The sequence below is a fragment of the Microcystis sp. M049S2 genome, assembly GCF_020245625.1.
Classification (GTDB): Bacteria; Cyanobacteriota; Cyanobacteriia; order Cyanobacteriales; family Microcystaceae; genus Microcystis; species Microcystis ichthyoblabe_A.
In genome coordinates this window covers 26,558-41,660 of the sequence record NZ_JADBUN010000132.1, presented here as the reverse complement: position 1 = coordinate 41,660, position 15,103 = coordinate 26,558, and the positions used below count along the sequence as shown (strand labels likewise).

At 45.0% G+C, this 15,103-nt stretch carries 12 protein-coding genes and 1 tRNA gene; 8 read left to right on the top strand and 5 right to left on the bottom strand.

Annotated elements, in window-relative coordinates; genetic code table 11:
* Window positions 1-478: 478 nt before the first annotated feature.
* Window positions 479-769, bottom strand: a complete 291-nt coding sequence (locus IM496_RS11330; RefSeq protein ID WP_287661959.1) for a DUF2288 domain-containing protein — start codon at window positions 767-769, stop codon at window positions 479-481.
* 133 nt (window positions 770-902) lie between these two features.
* Between IM496_RS11330 and IM496_RS11325 the strand changes: the two genes are divergently transcribed.
* The 6 genes from IM496_RS11325 (at window position 903) to IM496_RS11300 (ending at window position 5,787) form a co-directional block, all read left to right on the top strand.
* Window positions 903-1,475, top strand: a complete 573-nt coding sequence (locus IM496_RS11325; protein ID WP_287661958.1) for a TetR/AcrR family transcriptional regulator — start codon at window positions 903-905, stop codon at window positions 1,473-1,475.
* Between the two features lie 31 nt (window positions 1,476-1,506).
* Window positions 1,507-2,790 (top strand): HlyD family efflux transporter periplasmic adaptor subunit, encoded by a 1,284-nt coding sequence (locus IM496_RS11320; RefSeq protein ID WP_287661957.1) that lies wholly within the window; start codon window positions 1,507-1,509, stop codon window positions 2,788-2,790.
* A 107-nt stretch (window positions 2,791-2,897) separates the two neighbouring features.
* Window positions 2,898-4,070: an ABC transporter permease DevC gene (devC, locus tag IM496_RS11315; RefSeq protein ID WP_287661956.1), complete on the top strand. Its 1,173-nt coding sequence runs from the start codon at window positions 2,898-2,900 to the stop codon at window positions 4,068-4,070.
* Between the two features lie 18 nt (window positions 4,071-4,088).
* Window positions 4,089-4,808: a DevA family ABC transporter ATP-binding protein gene (locus IM496_RS11310; protein WP_287661955.1), complete on the top strand. Its 720-nt coding sequence runs from the start codon at window positions 4,089-4,091 to the stop codon at window positions 4,806-4,808.
* Window positions 4,809-4,869: 61 nt separating this feature from the next.
* Window positions 4,870-4,961 (top strand) — tRNA-Ser (locus IM496_RS11305).
* Between the two features lie 19 nt (window positions 4,962-4,980).
* Complete coding sequence (locus IM496_RS11300) at window positions 4,981-5,787, top strand: radical SAM protein (RefSeq protein WP_287661954.1); 807 nt, start codon at window positions 4,981-4,983, stop codon at window positions 5,785-5,787.
* Here the strand turns inward: IM496_RS11300 and mrdA are convergent.
* A complete protein-coding gene (gene mrdA, locus IM496_RS11295) occupies window positions 5,784-7,658 on the bottom strand; it encodes a penicillin-binding protein 2 (protein WP_287661953.1) in 1,875 nt (624 codons plus the stop codon). The genes IM496_RS11300 and mrdA overlap by 4 nt on opposite strands.
* A gap of 604 nt (window positions 7,659-8,262) precedes the next feature.
* Window positions 8,263-9,372 carry an S-(hydroxymethyl)glutathione dehydrogenase/class III alcohol dehydrogenase gene (locus IM496_RS11290; protein ID WP_004268950.1) on the bottom strand — a complete coding sequence of 370 codons (1,110 nt, stop codon included), beginning with the start codon at window positions 9,370-9,372 and terminating at the stop codon, window positions 8,263-8,265.
* An 83-nt stretch (window positions 9,373-9,455) separates the two neighbouring features.
* Between IM496_RS11290 and IM496_RS11285 the strand changes: the two genes are divergently transcribed.
* Entirely contained in the window at window positions 9,456-13,331 is a 3,876-nt protein-coding gene (locus IM496_RS11285) for a tetratricopeptide repeat protein (protein ID WP_287661952.1), read from the top strand.
* Window positions 13,332-13,561: 230 nt separating this feature from the next.
* Here IM496_RS11285 and IM496_RS11280 read toward each other — a convergent pair whose 3' ends face one another.
* Window positions 13,562-13,912 carry a hypothetical protein gene (locus IM496_RS11280; RefSeq protein WP_002749954.1) on the bottom strand — a complete coding sequence of 117 codons (351 nt, stop codon included), beginning with the start codon at window positions 13,910-13,912 and terminating at the stop codon, window positions 13,562-13,564.
* Window positions 13,913-14,221 carry a hypothetical protein gene (locus tag IM496_RS11275; RefSeq protein ID WP_353737637.1) on the bottom strand — a complete coding sequence of 103 codons (309 nt, stop codon included), beginning with the start codon at window positions 14,219-14,221 and terminating at the stop codon, window positions 13,913-13,915.
* 312 nt (window positions 14,222-14,533) lie between these two features.
* On the opposite strand from IM496_RS11275, the gene IM496_RS11270 reads away from it, so the two are divergent.
* Complete coding sequence (locus tag IM496_RS11270) at window positions 14,534-15,031, top strand: DUF29 domain-containing protein (protein ID WP_194013256.1); 498 nt, start codon at window positions 14,534-14,536, stop codon at window positions 15,029-15,031.
* Window positions 15,032-15,103: the final 72 nt, after the last annotated feature.

Here is a 15,103-nt window from a genome sequence, read left to right as displayed (position 1 = left end):
TTTCCTCTGTATTTTGATCAGCTACTAATTGGGATTTTAAAGTATGATAACCTCTTTTACCCACAAAAAAATCGGCTCTTCTCGACTTTGTGTGATAATTTTTGCTTATGGAATCGTGAAATGCTTATCGGGCAACACTTTTAGGACTATTTTGTCGAAGAAACTATCAGTATAGACCTCGTTTCCACACAGAAACCAGAAGAGCCAAAAAATCTTTCTGTTTCTTTTGGGGGCGTTCAATGGGAGTTTCCGTTACATCCATTACCGTTACGACCCTGGCCAAGATACTTGTCGGGTTGCCGACCGGGGCAATAGCTCGATGCCAGGATTATTCTTTCTCACCTCTCAATCCCACAAGATTGGGGGGGTTGGTTTTATAGCATTTCCTGTTCGCAAGAGGTACATTATCGATGTTTAAAAGCTTAACCAGCAAAAGTTTAAGTGTACCACACAGTTGTGAAAACCGCTATATCTAAATCTAAACTGCGGCCTGAATTAACACAAAAGGTTGCACGATTAGTGTACTAAAAAGGTTATCGGGATGGGAATTCCAATCGCTTAATTGCTCTTGTGTCGGTTTTTCTAGTAGTTTTTCCCCGATCCAATTCTGCACTTGAGCAACTTGATCACTGGCGATCGCTTCTGCCACTTCGATTAAATTGAGGGAATCGGAAACCAGGATCAGCGCATCCCTTTGAGCATGGGGGATCAAGTCACTCCACTCCACTTCGGCTAATTCCTCTAATAACTGCTCGTGAATATTACCCATACTGTGAATCCTCGCAAAAAAGCTCGCTCAATAACGAATTAGCTCCTCTTTCTAGCATACAGGCAAAGGGACGACCGATTTCCATCTATAGTAATGTTAAGCTAAAATATAACGAACGTTCGATATTAAACTTATGCCTAAGATAGTAGATGTAGAACAATACCGAAAAGAACTCCTCTTAAAAAGTGCCGAACTCTTTGCCGAGAAGGGCTATGCTAACATGACGACGAGAGAATTAGCGCAAGGATTGGGAGTGTCCACGGGAACGCTATACCACTACTTTCCCAGTAAAGCGGCACTTTTCGAGCAATTAGTCGAGGAGATGTGCCGAGAGGATGTTTTATTAGCTAAAGCCGAGATCGATCGAGGAAAAACCCTGACAGAAAAGCTAAAAATTCTCGGAAAATTTATGACTAATCGCGAGGATTACTGCATCAAACAATTATTCTTATGGATTGATTATTCTCAATATCAAGGACGAGAAGAACTGAGTCGTAGTCAATTTTTTGAGCGCGTTGATCGCCGCTATCATCAGGCAGTAATCGAGATTTTAGGTATTACCGATCCGAGTGTAGCTTGGTTAGTTGTCAGCGTTATTAATGGACTGATATTAGAGCGCCTGTGGTGCAATGAACAGATTGCGATCGATGAACAAATGGAATTATTAGGTAAAATTCTTACTACTTATTTGCAGAAAAACTGTTAACCCCCAACAATCACTTATTAACTAAAAAATTATGAAAGGTAAAACTTTTGTGAAACCAAATCAAAAGTTAATGATCGGGTTAATAGTATTAGGCACAGGATTATTAGGAATAACCACCTTTTATAGTCTTTCCCAATTCGCCAGCAAACCCGAAACCAAAACCCCTGTCATTGCCTCGCCCGCACCGCAAAAAATCACCGCTTTAGGCAGAATTGAACCGAGGACAGAAATTATCAGCATATCTGCCCCGATGTTGCTTAATTCCGATCGAGTCAAGCAATTATTAGTCGATGAAGGAGATAGCGTCAAAACGGGACAAATAATCGCCATTCTCGAAAGTCAGGAAAGATTAGAGGATAACCTGCGACAGGCACAAGAACAGGTAAGAGTAGCCGCAGCCAAGGTAGAACAGGTAAAAGCTGGAGCAAAAGTCGGTGAAATCGATGCTAATGCCGCTAACGTGCGAAAAATCGAAGCACAATGGGTAGGGGATCAAGCAAACCAACGGACAACTATCCAAAGATTAACAGCGCAATTAGAAGGGGATATAGCTGCCCAAAAAGCGACAATTGCTAAATTAGAAGCAGAATATCGCAATGCCAAAGCTGAATTTGATCGCTACGAAAAACTCTATCAAGAAGGGGCAATTTCCGCCTCTAGTTTTGATAGTAAAAGACTGAATTTAGAAACCAGTAATCAACAACTAACAGAAGCAAAAGTTACCCTAGAGAGGATTGAAAGCACTGGTAAACAACAGATACAAGAAGCCAAGACTACCCTAGCCCGGATTGAATCCACCGGTCAACAGCAGATCAAAGAGGCCAGATCCACTTTAAATCAAGTCTCGGAAGTGCGGGGAGTCGATGTGCGGGCAGCCGAAGCGGAGGTAAATGCTGCCCTAGTTGCCGTTAAAAAGGCCCAAACCGAGTTAAATCAGGCTTATATTCGATCGCCAATTACCGGCAAAGTGATTAAAGTCAATACCCGTATCGGGGAACAAATCAGCGATCAAGGAATTGTTGACCTCGCTGAAACCGAGCGCATGGAAGTAATTGCCGAAATCTATCAAAGCGATATCGGCAAAATTCGCAAGGGACAAACTGCCACGATTACCGGATCGGCGTTTAAGGGCGAAGTTAGGGGGAAAGTGCGCTTAATTGCCTTAAAAGTTGACCAACAAAATATCTTCAGCAATCAACCAGGGGAAAACTTCGATCGCAAAGTTATCTCTGTCCGCATTGCCTTAGATCGCAAAAACAGTGAAAAAGTGGCAGGTTTAACCAATTCCCAAGTAACTGTAACTATTAATCAGTAGGTTTTAGGGGAAGTGGGGAAGTGGGGAAGTGGGGAATTTCAAATAAAACCCCAACACCCCAACACCCCAAAACCCCAACACCCCAAAACCCCAACACCCAACACCCAATGAAACTAACCCATCTATTCAAAAAAACGCCCCTATCTTGGTTACAGGTGACGCGAGAGAAAACCCGTTTGATTGTAGCTATTGCCGGGATTGCTTTTGCCGACTTCCTAATTTTCACACAGTTGGGGTTTCGGGATGCCTTATTTGATGCTTCCGTTAAACCCCATTATGTCCTCGATGCGGATTTAGTCCTGATTAATCCCCAATTCGACACCCTCTTTGCCGTGAAAAGTTTCTCACGAGATCGCTTGTACCAAGCTAAAAGAGTCGAGGGCATTCAATCTTTAGCCTCAGTTTATATTGCTTCGGCCCAGTGGCGCAATCCCGAAACTGCCCTAGAAAGAACTACTTTAGTCTTTGGTTTTGATCCCAGTCAACGGGTTTTTACTCTCCCAGAAGTCAATCAAAAATCCAGTGATCTAAAGATGTTAAATCGCGTCTTGTACGATCAAGCAGGAAGACCAGAATTCGGTCCAATTGTCGATTTACTCCAGAAAAACCCCGATTTGACAGTTCAGTTAAATAAAAAAGAGGTACAGGTAGCGGGAATTTTTACCCTTGGTGCCTCCTTTGCTGCCGATAGTAACGTCATTACCAGTGATTCTACCTTTTTAAGGCTCTTTCCCGAACGTCAACCCCACGAAATCGATATAGGACTGGTGAAACTGCAACCGGGGGCAAATATCGAAGCAGTTAAGGTCAATTTACAGGCACTTTTCCCTAAAAATGAAGTAATAGTCCTTACTTTAAAAGAATTTGCTGAAAGGGAAAAAACCTATTGGGCAAATGGTACAGCCATTGGTTTTATCTTTGGTTTAGGTACAGTAGTCGGTTTTATCGTCGGTATCGTCATTGTCTATCAAATTCTCTATTCCGATGTCACCGATCACTTACCCGAATACGCTACCCTAAAAGCTATGGGTTACGGTGATTGGTATTTAGTCGGGGTTTTGATGCAAGAGGCCTTATTACTAGCGGTTTTGGGGTATATACCCGGGTTTATCGTCTCTCTCGGTGTTTATCATCTCGCTTCCTCCGCTACACTTTTACCCATAGTGATGACTACCGCTAGGGCGATCGAAGTTTTAATCCTGACAATTATTATGTGTATTGCCTCTGGAATTGTCGCCATGGGCAAATTAAGGACAGCAGATCCAGCCGATATTTTCTAAGCGATCAAGGGTGAAATAATGCGGATTTTTCAAAAAGAGCGAGAATTAGTCGATTTTAGCCCTAATGAACCCGTAATTGCCATTAAAGGCTTAAATCACTATTTTGGCACGGGGGAATTAAAAAAACAGGTTTTATACGATATCGATCTGGAAATTAAAGCGGGGGAAGTAGTGATTATGACTGGTCCTTCGGGATCGGGGAAAACCACTTTATTGAGTTTAATGGGAGGTTTGCGATCGGCACAAGCGGGCAGTTTAAAAATTCTCGGCCAAGAAATGTTAGGAATTAGTAAGGGCAAAATGCTGAAAATTCGCCGACAAATTGGCTATATTTTTCAGTCACATAATTTACTAAAATTCCTCACAGCGAAACAAAACGTTAGGATGTCTTTGGAACTGCACGAGGAGTTTTTAGAACAAGATCTCGATCAAAAAGCCACAGCAATTCTAGCGTCAGTCGGTTTAGGCAACCGCGTTGATTACTATCCCCACGATCTATCGGGGGGACAAAAACAACGAGTGGCGATCGCTCGCGCCCTCGTCAGTCATCCCAAATTAGTCCTCGCTGATGAACCGACCGCGGCCTTAGATAAACAATCCGGGCGGGATGTGGTGGAAATCATGCAGAAATTGGCAAAAGAACAAGGTTGCACGATTTTACTTGTCACCCACGATAACCGGATTCTCGACATCGCCGATCGCATTGTCAATATGGAGGATGGTCGTTTAGGCGATTAACTGCCCAAAAATTACTTGCCAAAAATCAGCCTTTTATGTTAGACTAAAGTAATGTCATCTTGGAGAGGTGGCAGAGTGGTCGAATGCGGCAGATTGCTAATCTGTTGTACGAATCGTAAGACCGTACCGAGGGTTCGAATCCCTCCCTCTCCGTCTTCTTTCGGTATTTTCGATGACTGCTCGCCAAGATTATTTCTGCTCCGTATATGGTCCGGTTGCCTCTTGGCGTTTCGGCAGTTCCTTGGGCATCGATCCGATTGGTTTAGTTTCTACCTGTTCCTTTAACTGTGCTTACTGTCAGTTAGGAGAAATTGAGCAAAAAACCGAGCAACGAAGAGTTTTTATCACCAGCGAACAAATTAGCAGGGATTTAAGTGCTTTTGCCCCCTGGGACGTGGATATAGTCACTCTCAGTGGTAGCGGGGAACCCACCCTCGCCCTCAATTTAGGGGAAATAATGGCCACCGTCAAGGAAATAACCGAGCGGCCGGTGGCGGTCTTAACCAATAGTACCCTTTTGGGAGATGCCCAAGTGCGTCAAGACTTGAGCAAAGCTGATATCGTCGCCGCTAAAATCGATGCTGTTTCCGAGGCCCAATGGCGACGGGTTAACCGTCCAGTCCCTGGCCTAGATTGGCAGATTCTTTGGTCGGGATTAAGACAATTTCGCCAAGAATGGTCGGGAAAACTAGCAATTCAAACCATGGTGCTGGCCTCTTGGTCGCCCCAAGAGCAAGACCGATACATCGATTTGATGCAACAGCTACAACCGGATGAAATTCAACTCAACACCCCGACCCGTCCCCGGGCCAGACAAAGACAATTAGAAACCCGCGGTAATAATCCCCTCACCGCTGCCGACGGAATGCAAATTCTCAAACCCGTAAACGCTGAAATATTGGCGATTTGGGCGGAAAAAATTGCCACGGCGACGGGAATTACCGTGCGCTGTGTGCCGCTTACCGCCACAGGTCTCTAAGGCTTCGGCCGGGGTTTTTCTTCTTTGGGTTTGACATTAAAATAAGCCTCCATTACCTGACGTACCATAGGTGCGGCCACTTTCCCACCACCACCGCCGGAATGTTCCGCAAAGGCGACCACGACAATTTCGGGCTTGTCGAAGGGTGCGAAAGCTCCAAACCAAGCGTGGGACTGCCCCGGGGGTGCTTCTGCTGTGCCGCTTTTGCCCGCTACAGGCGGTAAAGCGGGGTCTGATAGGGCCCGACCGGTTCCTTCCGCTACCACGGCTCTCAGGGACTTTCTCAGGGTGTCTAGGGTGCTAGGTTTCATGTTCAAAGACTTGCGCCATTCCTTAACATCCCGGGCATCCTGTAAAAGGTGCGGTTTCACCAAAAAACCGCCGTTAGCAGGGACGGCAAACATCACAGCTACCTGTAGGGGAGTCGCTAGGGTAAATCCTTGACCGATCGACATATTGATCGTATCCCCTACGGACCAATCCCAGTTTTTAAAATTACGCAGCTTCCAATCGCGATCGGCAATTAACCCCGGGGTTTCTTCCGCTAATTCTATCCCGGTTTTCTGACCGAAACCGTAGCGCCGGGCCATGGCAATTAAAGCCGGTCCCCCCACTCCGCGACCAATTTGACCGTGAAAAGTGTTACTACTCATGGCCATGGCCCGGACAAAACCCATCGGACCAAAACCGGCGTGATTCCATTCTCCAAAAGCTGTCCCCCCCACATAAAGGGCAGCAAAGGTATTTAAGACCGTATTGGGGGGAAATTTCCCCGATTCCATGCCAGCAGTGGCAGTGACGACCTTAAAGGTGGAAGCGGGGGGGAATCCTTGGAGAGCGCGGTTAACAAACGGGTTGCCCTCCGCTTGTAGTTTTTTCCAAGTGGCGGTGGTAATTGGGGCCGAGAAAACATTAGGATCGAAACTAGGATAACTGACCATGGCCCGCACGGAACCATCCCGGGGATCGATCGCCACGATCGCACCCTTGCGTTTTCCTAAAGCGGCCTCGGCGGCTTTTTGGAGTTTTAAATCTAGTGTCAGGGTGACATCTTGCCCCGGTTTAGCAATTTTTTGGCCGAGAATTTGGATTACTTGTCCCGATCCGTTGACCTCTAACTGCATTCCTCCCCATTCTCCCCGCAATTTTGACTCGTAGGCGGCTTCCACACCCATTTTACCGACGACATCTCCCAACCGGTAGCCCTGGGGTCTTTTGGCTTTATATTCCTCCGGGGTTAGTTCCCCCGTATAACCGAGAATATGCGCCCCAATTTTACCATTGGGATAGTAGCGCACTGATTCCACGTCCACTTCAATGCCGGTTAATTCGTCTTTGTATTCCTCTAGGGCGATAATTTGGGCTGGAGTTAAACCCCTAGCGATGCGGATCAGGGTGGAGGGGTTTTCGTCCGCTTCGTTAATGCGTTTTTCTAGGTCGCTTCTGGGAATGCCTAAAATACTGGCTAAACGGTCAAGATTGAGTTTTTGGGCGGGATTACGCTGGGATTTGGGCCAAATATAGGCCGCATGGGTTAAGCGGGCCGTAGCCAAAACTTTGCCATTGCGATCGAATAAGTTGCCCCGGACTGGAGGTTTGGGAAGAATGCGAATCCGGTTATTTTCTGCCCTTTCTCGGTTAATTTGTCCTTGCTGCAGTTGTAAATAGGCCAAGCGTGAGCCAACTCCTCCTAGCAGGACAATGCTAATTAAGCCCATAATTAGCCATGACTGACGCTGACGACCGACTAGACGCTCTTTATCTTTAGTTTTATTCTGTGATTTATTTGGCCCTGGCCGCGTCGGCGAGGTGAGCGTTTTTTTCCGTTTCAGTTTGACTTTGGTTTTTGATAGGAGTCCGCTATTACGCATTTGCTTAAAGTTAAAAATTTAAAAGTTATTAGTCATCAGTTAGGGACTTGCGTGGGAATAATATCCCAGCCAGAAAATCGCTCTGTAGAAGAATTAGACCAGCCAGATGGCACATTATCAAAGCGCAAGTCCCTAACATCTCGAAGGCTCTCGCCCTACTTAGGGTGATCAGCAAACCTGATCGATCGGAGGGCGCAAGCTTTGCGCCCCTACAGTAACGGATTTTGTCCACAATGTAGGGGCGAACTGCGTTCGCCCAAAAGGTACATTATCAAAGCGCAAGTCCCTTATCAGATTTGAGTTCTAAGTGAGTAGTTTTAAATAGCACTTTCCTGATGTCTTTTCACTGTTCACTGGACGGCTACGCCGTGCCTTTGGCAACACTGAAAAGGACGCAATACTAGGTGATTTAGCTCCTCTCTTGACTAAAGTTCAGGGTATCTGCAATATATCTTAACAAAATAAGTGTAAATACTGGGAGTGGAAGGAATCACTCCAGACACAGAGGACACAAAGATTGATCGCTTCTATAGTAAGTTAAAGAGAGCCAGAAAACTGGCGCAGACATATAGTTAAGAGTTTGTCAAGTGTTTCTTAACTATGTTCAAAATGTAATCACACTGCGGATAGAATCCCCTTGGCGCATCAGGTCAAAGGCCTCGTTAATTCTTGCCAGAGGTAGAACGTGGGTGATTAAATCATCAATGTTAATCTTGCCCTCCATGTACCAATCGACTATTTTTGGTACATCTGTACGACCTCTCGCTCCACCAAAAGCCGTACCTTTCCAGACCCGTCCGGTGACTAATTGAAAAGGACGGGTACTAATTTCCTGGCCGGCCCCAGCTACACCGATAATAGTGGCAACACCCCAACCCTTATGGCAACATTCCAAAGCTTGACGCATAATCTGGACATTGCCGATACACTCAAAACTATAATCGGCCCCACCTTTAGTTAAATCCACCAGATAGGCCACTAAATCCCCCTCAATTTCTTGGGGATTAACAAAATGAGTCATCCCGAATTTGGTCGCTAAAGCTTGTTTCTGGGGATTGATATCGACCCCGACAATCATATCGGCCCCCACCAAACGGGCCCCTTGAATAACATTTAAACCGATACCTCCCAGACCAAAAACCACCACTTTTGCCCCCGGTTCCACTTTAGCGGTATTAATCACCGCACCGATACCTGTAGTGACTCCGCAGCCGATATAACAGACTTTTTCAAAGGGAGCATCGGGGCGAATCTTGGCTAGGGAAATCTCCGGCAGTACGGTATAGTTAGAAAAAGTCGAGGTTCCCATGTAGTGATAAAGAGGCTGACCATCGAGGGAAAAACGACTGGTTCCATCTGGCATTACTCCCCGACCTTGGGTAAGACGAATTGCTTGACAGAGATTGGTTTTAAAGCTGAGACAGTATTCGCACTGACGACATTCGGGAATGTATAGGGGAATAACATGATCCCCCACTTTCAGGCTAGTGACACCTTTTCCCACTTCTACCACGATTCCGGCCCCCTCATGGCCTAAAATTGAGGGAAATAAGCCTTCAGGATCGGCCCCAGAGAGAGTATAGGCATCGGTGTGACAAACTCCCGTGGCTTTGATTTCTACTAACACTTCCCCCGCTTGCGGTGCGGCTAATTTTACCGTTTCAATAGTTAGGGGTTTTCCTGCTTCTAGGGCAACTGCCGCTCGAACATCCATAGGCTCAAAGCAATAGGTTTTTCCCAGTATAATAGCGTTAAACTGCTGAAGAGTTGTAATAGAACAATTCTCAACTTATCTCTATGCCAGTCCTCACCATCCGCGAAGAAGGAATTAACGATGGTGGCTTTACTGCTAGTCTCAATTTTGATAGCGGTAACAGCTACCCAATTACGGTTACTGACCCCTTTACTAACCAAGAAGAAAAAGACCTAGAATGGTACTTTGAGGAATGGTTAGTATTTCCGACGCTAGACACGGATAAAGCGCAAAAAGCCGCCAACAGCGTCCAAAACTATGGCGAAAACCTATTTAAACAGGTTTTCCAGAGTAATTTAAATGCTTATGGGGAATATCGAGACTTGCGAAAGCAGTTAAGTCAACTGCAAATTATCATCGAAAGTCAGTCGCCAGAATTTCAAGCTTTACATTGGGAAGCGCTGAAAGATACTGATTTACCGCGTCCCTTTTCTATAGATTGTATCATCTCCCGCCAGCGTCGAGGGGCTACAGTTGTCCCGGTGCAAATGGCCACTTATCCTACTATCAATCTTCTGGTGGTGATTGCGCGTCCTAATGAGGAATCTGATGTTAACTATCGCACGATTTCCCGTCCTTTAGTAGAACTGGTAAATAGTAGTGAAATACCGGTAAAAATTGATATATTGCGTCCCGGAACTTATGAATCACTAACCAGACATCTGGATGAGAAGGGAGAAGGATACTATCATGTTATTCATTTCGATGTTCATGGCGGATTAATGGAATATGAACAGTACCAAAGACAGGTTCACGGGGATTCTTGGCGCTATCAAAGGGGATGGGGACTGGAGGATTTAGCAGAATATGAGGGAGTAAAAGCTTTTCTGTTTCTGGAAGGAGAAGAAAAAGGTCAAGCGACTCCGGTAGAAGCGACGGAATTAGCGAATTTACTCACTGGGAAAAATATCCCTATTTGTATTCTCAATGCTTGTCAGTCAGCAAAGCAAATTTCCCAGGAATCAGAAGACTATCGGGAAACCAGTTTAGGAAGTCGTTTGATGACTGCGGGAATGCAAGCAGTGGTGGCGATGGGATATTCGGTGACGGTTTCTGCAGCTAAGTTGATGATGAAACCAATTTATCAGCAATTATTGAACGGAAAAGACCTAACGGAAGCGATGCGAAAGGGACGGTTAGAGTTATTCAATAATAAGCAACGCCGCGCCTATTATAACACGAGAATAGATTTAGAAGATTGGTTATTACCGGTGATTTATTGTCGCGGTAAAATTAATCTCAATTTGCGTCCATTTACTCCAGAAGAGGAAGAAAAATACTGGGAACATATCGGCAATCAATATGTCTTTCCTTTACCAGAATACGGCTTTGTCGGCAGGGATTTAGAAATTCTCAAGATGGAAAAGGCGCTGCTGAAACATAATATCCTTTTACTCAAAGGAATGGGAGGGACAGGAAAAACTACCTTACTCAATTATCTACGAGAATGGTGGCAGAAAACCAACTGGGCGACCCATATTTTCTATTTTGGTTATGATAGAAAAGCTTGGACGTTAGAACAGATTGTCTATGAAATTGGTCAGGGAATTTATAATCGCTTTGAACAGGCGAGTTTCCAAGCGATGAACCTGAAAGCGCGGGTAAAGAAACTAGAGCAAAAACTCCGCAGTGAGGCGTATATTCTGATTTTAGATAATCTGGAGTCGGTGACGGGACAACCGTTAGCAATTCAGAATACTTTACCGGAGAATGAAAGGGAAGAAATCGCCGAATTTCTCAAGAATTTGGTCGGGGGAAAGACGAAGGTGATTTTGGGTTCTCGCAGTGAGGAAACTTGGCTGCAACGCAGGACTTTTAAGGAGAATATCTATCACTTACAAGGATTAGACCAAGAGTCGAGAACTGAATTAGCGGAGAGAATCTTAGAACGTCAGGCGAAGAGTCGGAAAAATGCGATTAAAAAGGATGATTATTTTAAACGCTTGATGAAGTTGTTGGCGGGGTATCCGTTGGCGATGGAAGTGGTATTAGCGAATCTGAAGCGACAGTCACCGGAGGAGATTTGGCAAGGGTTACAGTTGGCGGAATTAGTTAATGTGGGGGATGAGAATAAGACTAATAATATCATCAAATGTGTGGAATATTCCCACAGTAATTTGTCGGAGGAGGCGCAGAAGTTGTTACTCTGTTTAGCACCTTTTAGTGGGTTTATTTTCAGGGGTGTTATTCGTCAATATAGCCAACAACTACAGCAATTAGAACCTTTACAAGGCTATCAGTTTGACCAATTTGATGCAGCGATAGAAGAAGCGATTCATTGGGGTTTGCTTTCGCCGATGAGTGAAGAAATGCCGAGTTTATTGACTATCCAGCCCATTTTTCCCTACTTCCTGAAGACGAAGTTAAAGGAATTAGCACCAGAGACACAAGCAGCAATTTGGGAGGGTTTTAAGAATCATTACCGAGACTTGGCAGGTTATTATGATACCTTACTAGATTCCAAAAATCCGCAAGAGAAGCAGTGGGGGATATTGTTATGTCGCTGGGAGTATGAAAATCTGTTCAATGCGTTGCAGATTTGTTTGGAGAAGCAGGAAAGTTTTGGATTTTTTACTTGCTTAGATAATTACTATAAAGTCACTTCTGATTCAGTAACTAGAGCAAAATTCATGGAGAGTTTGTGCCAATCGATAGAAAAATATCCTCCTGAATTTTTGCAAACTGAGTTTGGTTATGAAATGGGATTTGCATTTCATAGGTATGGAAGTGGACTGCTAGACATAAAACAATATAACTTAGCCAAGAATTACTATGAAAAAGCTTTGCAAGCATATCAATCACTAAGTCAAATAGAAGAAAGGACAAAACAATCTTACATATCTACAACCCTGCACCAGTTGGGAATCGTAGCGCAAGAATTGAGGGAATGGGAGCAAGCCCGCAGCTACTACCAGCAAGCTATTGAGATCTACATTGAATATGGGGATCGCTTTTCCCAAGCCAGACCCCTGCACAATTTGGGAAGGGTAGCGCAAGAATTGAGGGAATGGGAGCAAGCCCGAAGCTACTACCAGCAAGCTATTGAGATCTACATTGAATATGGGGATCGCTACGAGCAAGCCAGCACCCTGCACCAGTTGGGAATCGTAGCGCAACAATTGAGGGAATGGGAGCAAGCCCGAAGCTACTACCAGCAAGCTATTGAGATCTTCATTGAATATGGGGATCGCTACGGGCAAGCCAACCCCCTGCACGGGTTGGGAAGGGTAGCGGGAGAATTGAGGGAATGGGAGCAAGCCCGAAGCTACTACCAGCAAGCTATTGAGATCTGCATTGAATATGGCGATCGCTATTCCCAAGCCCGCACCCTGCACCAGTTGGGAATCGTAGCGCAACAATTGAGGGAATGGGAGCAAGCCCGAAGCTACTACCAGCAAGCTATTGAGATCTACATTGAATATGGGGATCGCTACGAGCAAGCCAGCACCCTGCACCAGTTGGGAAGGGTAGCGCAAGAATTGAGGGAATGGGAGCAAGCCCGAAGCTACTACCAGCAAGCTATTGAGATCTACATTGAATATGGCGATCGCTTTTCTCAAGCCAGCACCCTGCACAATTTGGGAATCGTAGCGGCAGAATTGAGGGAATGGGAGCAAGCACGAAGCTACTACCAGCAAGCTATTGAGATCAAGATTGAATATGGGGATCGCTACGAGCAAGCCAGCACCCTGCACTGTTTGGGAAGGGTAGCGGAAGAAGTTGGGGAATTGAGCCAAGCCAAAAGTTATTACCTGCAAGCCTTACAAATTTGGGCAGAATTTAACGATAGTTACACCATACAAACCTTTTCTTTGCCTCGTCTTGTTGCTCTTTATCGGCAAACGCAAGATGAGGAGATTCTTGTCGGTATTGCTTCTGTTTTCGGGGTTGGGGTTGAGGAGGTGCGGGGTTTGGTCTAACTCCCCCCTAATACTAAATCCGGCTTTAAAAAGAGAGGGTGATGGGGTGATGGGGGGGGTGATGGGGTGATGATCCTCCCTCACTCCCTCACGAACCTGGCTTGTTGTTGCGCTTCAGCGCTAACTATTTCGGGCTTGCTGAAAAAGTAAGGGCGAAGCATTCGGATAGGAAATCTACGGTTTCAGCGATAGGTTATTGCCCGAATGCTTCGCCCCTACAATGTTGTGATCTACGGATGAGGTGTAATAGCGAGAATGGTGATTTCCCCCGAATGAGGTCCATAGCACCAGAAAATTCGATAGGCTCCTGGTGTATTCTGTTGGGCGTAGGCTTCAAAAACCTTCTGTGTTGAATCATAAGGGTTGTCGAGGGAATTAAATTCGTGGGTTTTTAGTCCTGGATGTCTTGGGTTTGTACTGAGGAGCTTGAGGGCTTTTGTTACCTGTTTGTAGAGACCCTCTTGTTTCGATGCTTTTGTCCTACCTTGAGCTAGGCGAGTCTTTTGAGCCTGTTCCGCTTCTGCTCGCAATTCAGATAGAGTATTTCGAGCTTCCTGTGTCTGTCGTAAAGAAAAACTCACCTACTCCTCGACCTCTTCAGGAATAGATGCAGCAAACTCAAGCATAGCGTCTAAATCGACTGTTTCTTCAGCGAAATCTCCCGTGCTGGCTTCCGCGAGTCCCCGTTTGAGCGACTCGCGGACACTAGGATTCTGAAATACCCATAGTTCTCCCTCTGGAATCGCCACCATGGGAACCAAAAGAAGTTCCCCGCTTGCATTCATCAGTATTCGATAGTGACGGTTGCTACATTGAGTCCCAAGGCTAATCCGTCCGCAAGCATCAGCCTGAATATCTTCTTTAATGAGCGAAAAATTCTGATACTCCATCACGTCTCCTCCTCTCTTCATATACTTATTCTAGATAAGTTACCCAATTTGGGCAATAGGGTTATGTCCATTTAGCTTCTCACTACCTAAAGAAAACAGGTTAAACTTGTTCGGGCTAGAGCCTTGACAACAAACCCAGTTTGTAGTTGCACTCTCTTCGCTAAATTCTCTCCCCTTTCCTTGTAGGATAGGGTTCAGGGGAGAGGTCAATAATTAAGAATCCAATGCGATTGCAATATCTGGTAATGATCAAGTATAATAATAAATATAAAGACCAAATTATTCATCTACCGTTAACTTAATGAAAGCCAAATGAACTTATTAAAACAATCGGACATTCAAGAAAATCCCACAACACTTTACGAACAAGATCTTCAGTTGTGGATTGAGCAAACTATTCATCAATTACAGAATCGACAGTTTGAACAACTGGATATAGAAAACTTAATTGAGGAGTTAAAAGATTTGGGTAAGTCAGAGAAACGCGCCTTAGAGAGCAACTTAATGGTCTTGTTGATTCACTTACTCAAATTAAAGATACAGCATGATGCTCCTGAGACAATGAAAGCAAGTTGGTATAATTCAGTAGATGAGCATCGCCAGCGCGTTCAAGATGATTTACTTAAGACTCCCTCTCTTAAATCTTATCTCTTAATCTCCATCACACAAGCCTATTCCAGCGCTCGTAAAGTCGCCATCAAACAGGGTAAACGCGCTCAATTTGGTATTCGTATTCCCCAAGAAAGTGAGTATCCCCCCGCTTGTCCTTTCACACCTGAACAGATTCTAAATGAGGACTTTTACGGGTAAAAACGAAAGTAAACATTATCGATAATAAAACCATGAAACCAGAATATGACCTTGCCAACATGAAAAATCGCC

What these genes read in the sequence shown, in the direction of transcription:
- IM496_RS11300 (WP_287661954.1), top strand. Translation starts at nt 4,981, where the DNA reads ATGACTGCTCGCCAAGATTATTTCTGCTCCGTATATGGTCCGGTTGCC.
- IM496_RS11330 (WP_287661959.1), bottom strand. Translation starts at nt 769, where the DNA reads ATGGGTAATATTCACGAGCAGTTATTAGAGGAATTAGCCGAAGTGGAG.
- IM496_RS11275 (WP_353737637.1), bottom strand. Translation starts at nt 14,221, where the DNA reads ATGGAGTATCAGAATTTTTCGCTCATTAAAGAAGATATTCAGGCTGAT.
- IM496_RS11325 (WP_287661958.1), top strand. Translation starts at nt 903, where the DNA reads ATGCCTAAGATAGTAGATGTAGAACAATACCGAAAAGAACTCCTCTTA.
- IM496_RS11320 (WP_287661957.1), top strand. Translation starts at nt 1,507, where the DNA reads ATGAAAGGTAAAACTTTTGTGAAACCAAATCAAAAGTTAATGATCGGG.
- IM496_RS11270 (WP_194013256.1), top strand. Translation starts at nt 14,534, where the DNA reads ATGAACTTATTAAAACAATCGGACATTCAAGAAAATCCCACAACACTT.
- IM496_RS11290 (WP_004268950.1), bottom strand. Translation starts at nt 9,372, where the DNA reads ATGGATGTTCGAGCGGCAGTTGCCCTAGAAGCAGGAAAACCCCTAACT.
- IM496_RS11310 (WP_287661955.1), top strand. Translation starts at nt 4,089, where the DNA reads ATGCGGATTTTTCAAAAAGAGCGAGAATTAGTCGATTTTAGCCCTAAT.
- devC (WP_287661956.1), top strand. Translation starts at nt 2,898, where the DNA reads ATGAAACTAACCCATCTATTCAAAAAAACGCCCCTATCTTGGTTACAG.
- mrdA (WP_287661953.1), bottom strand. Translation starts at nt 7,658, where the DNA reads ATGCGTAATAGCGGACTCCTATCAAAAACCAAAGTCAAACTGAAACGG.
- IM496_RS11285 (WP_287661952.1), top strand. Translation starts at nt 9,456, where the DNA reads ATGCCAGTCCTCACCATCCGCGAAGAAGGAATTAACGATGGTGGCTTT.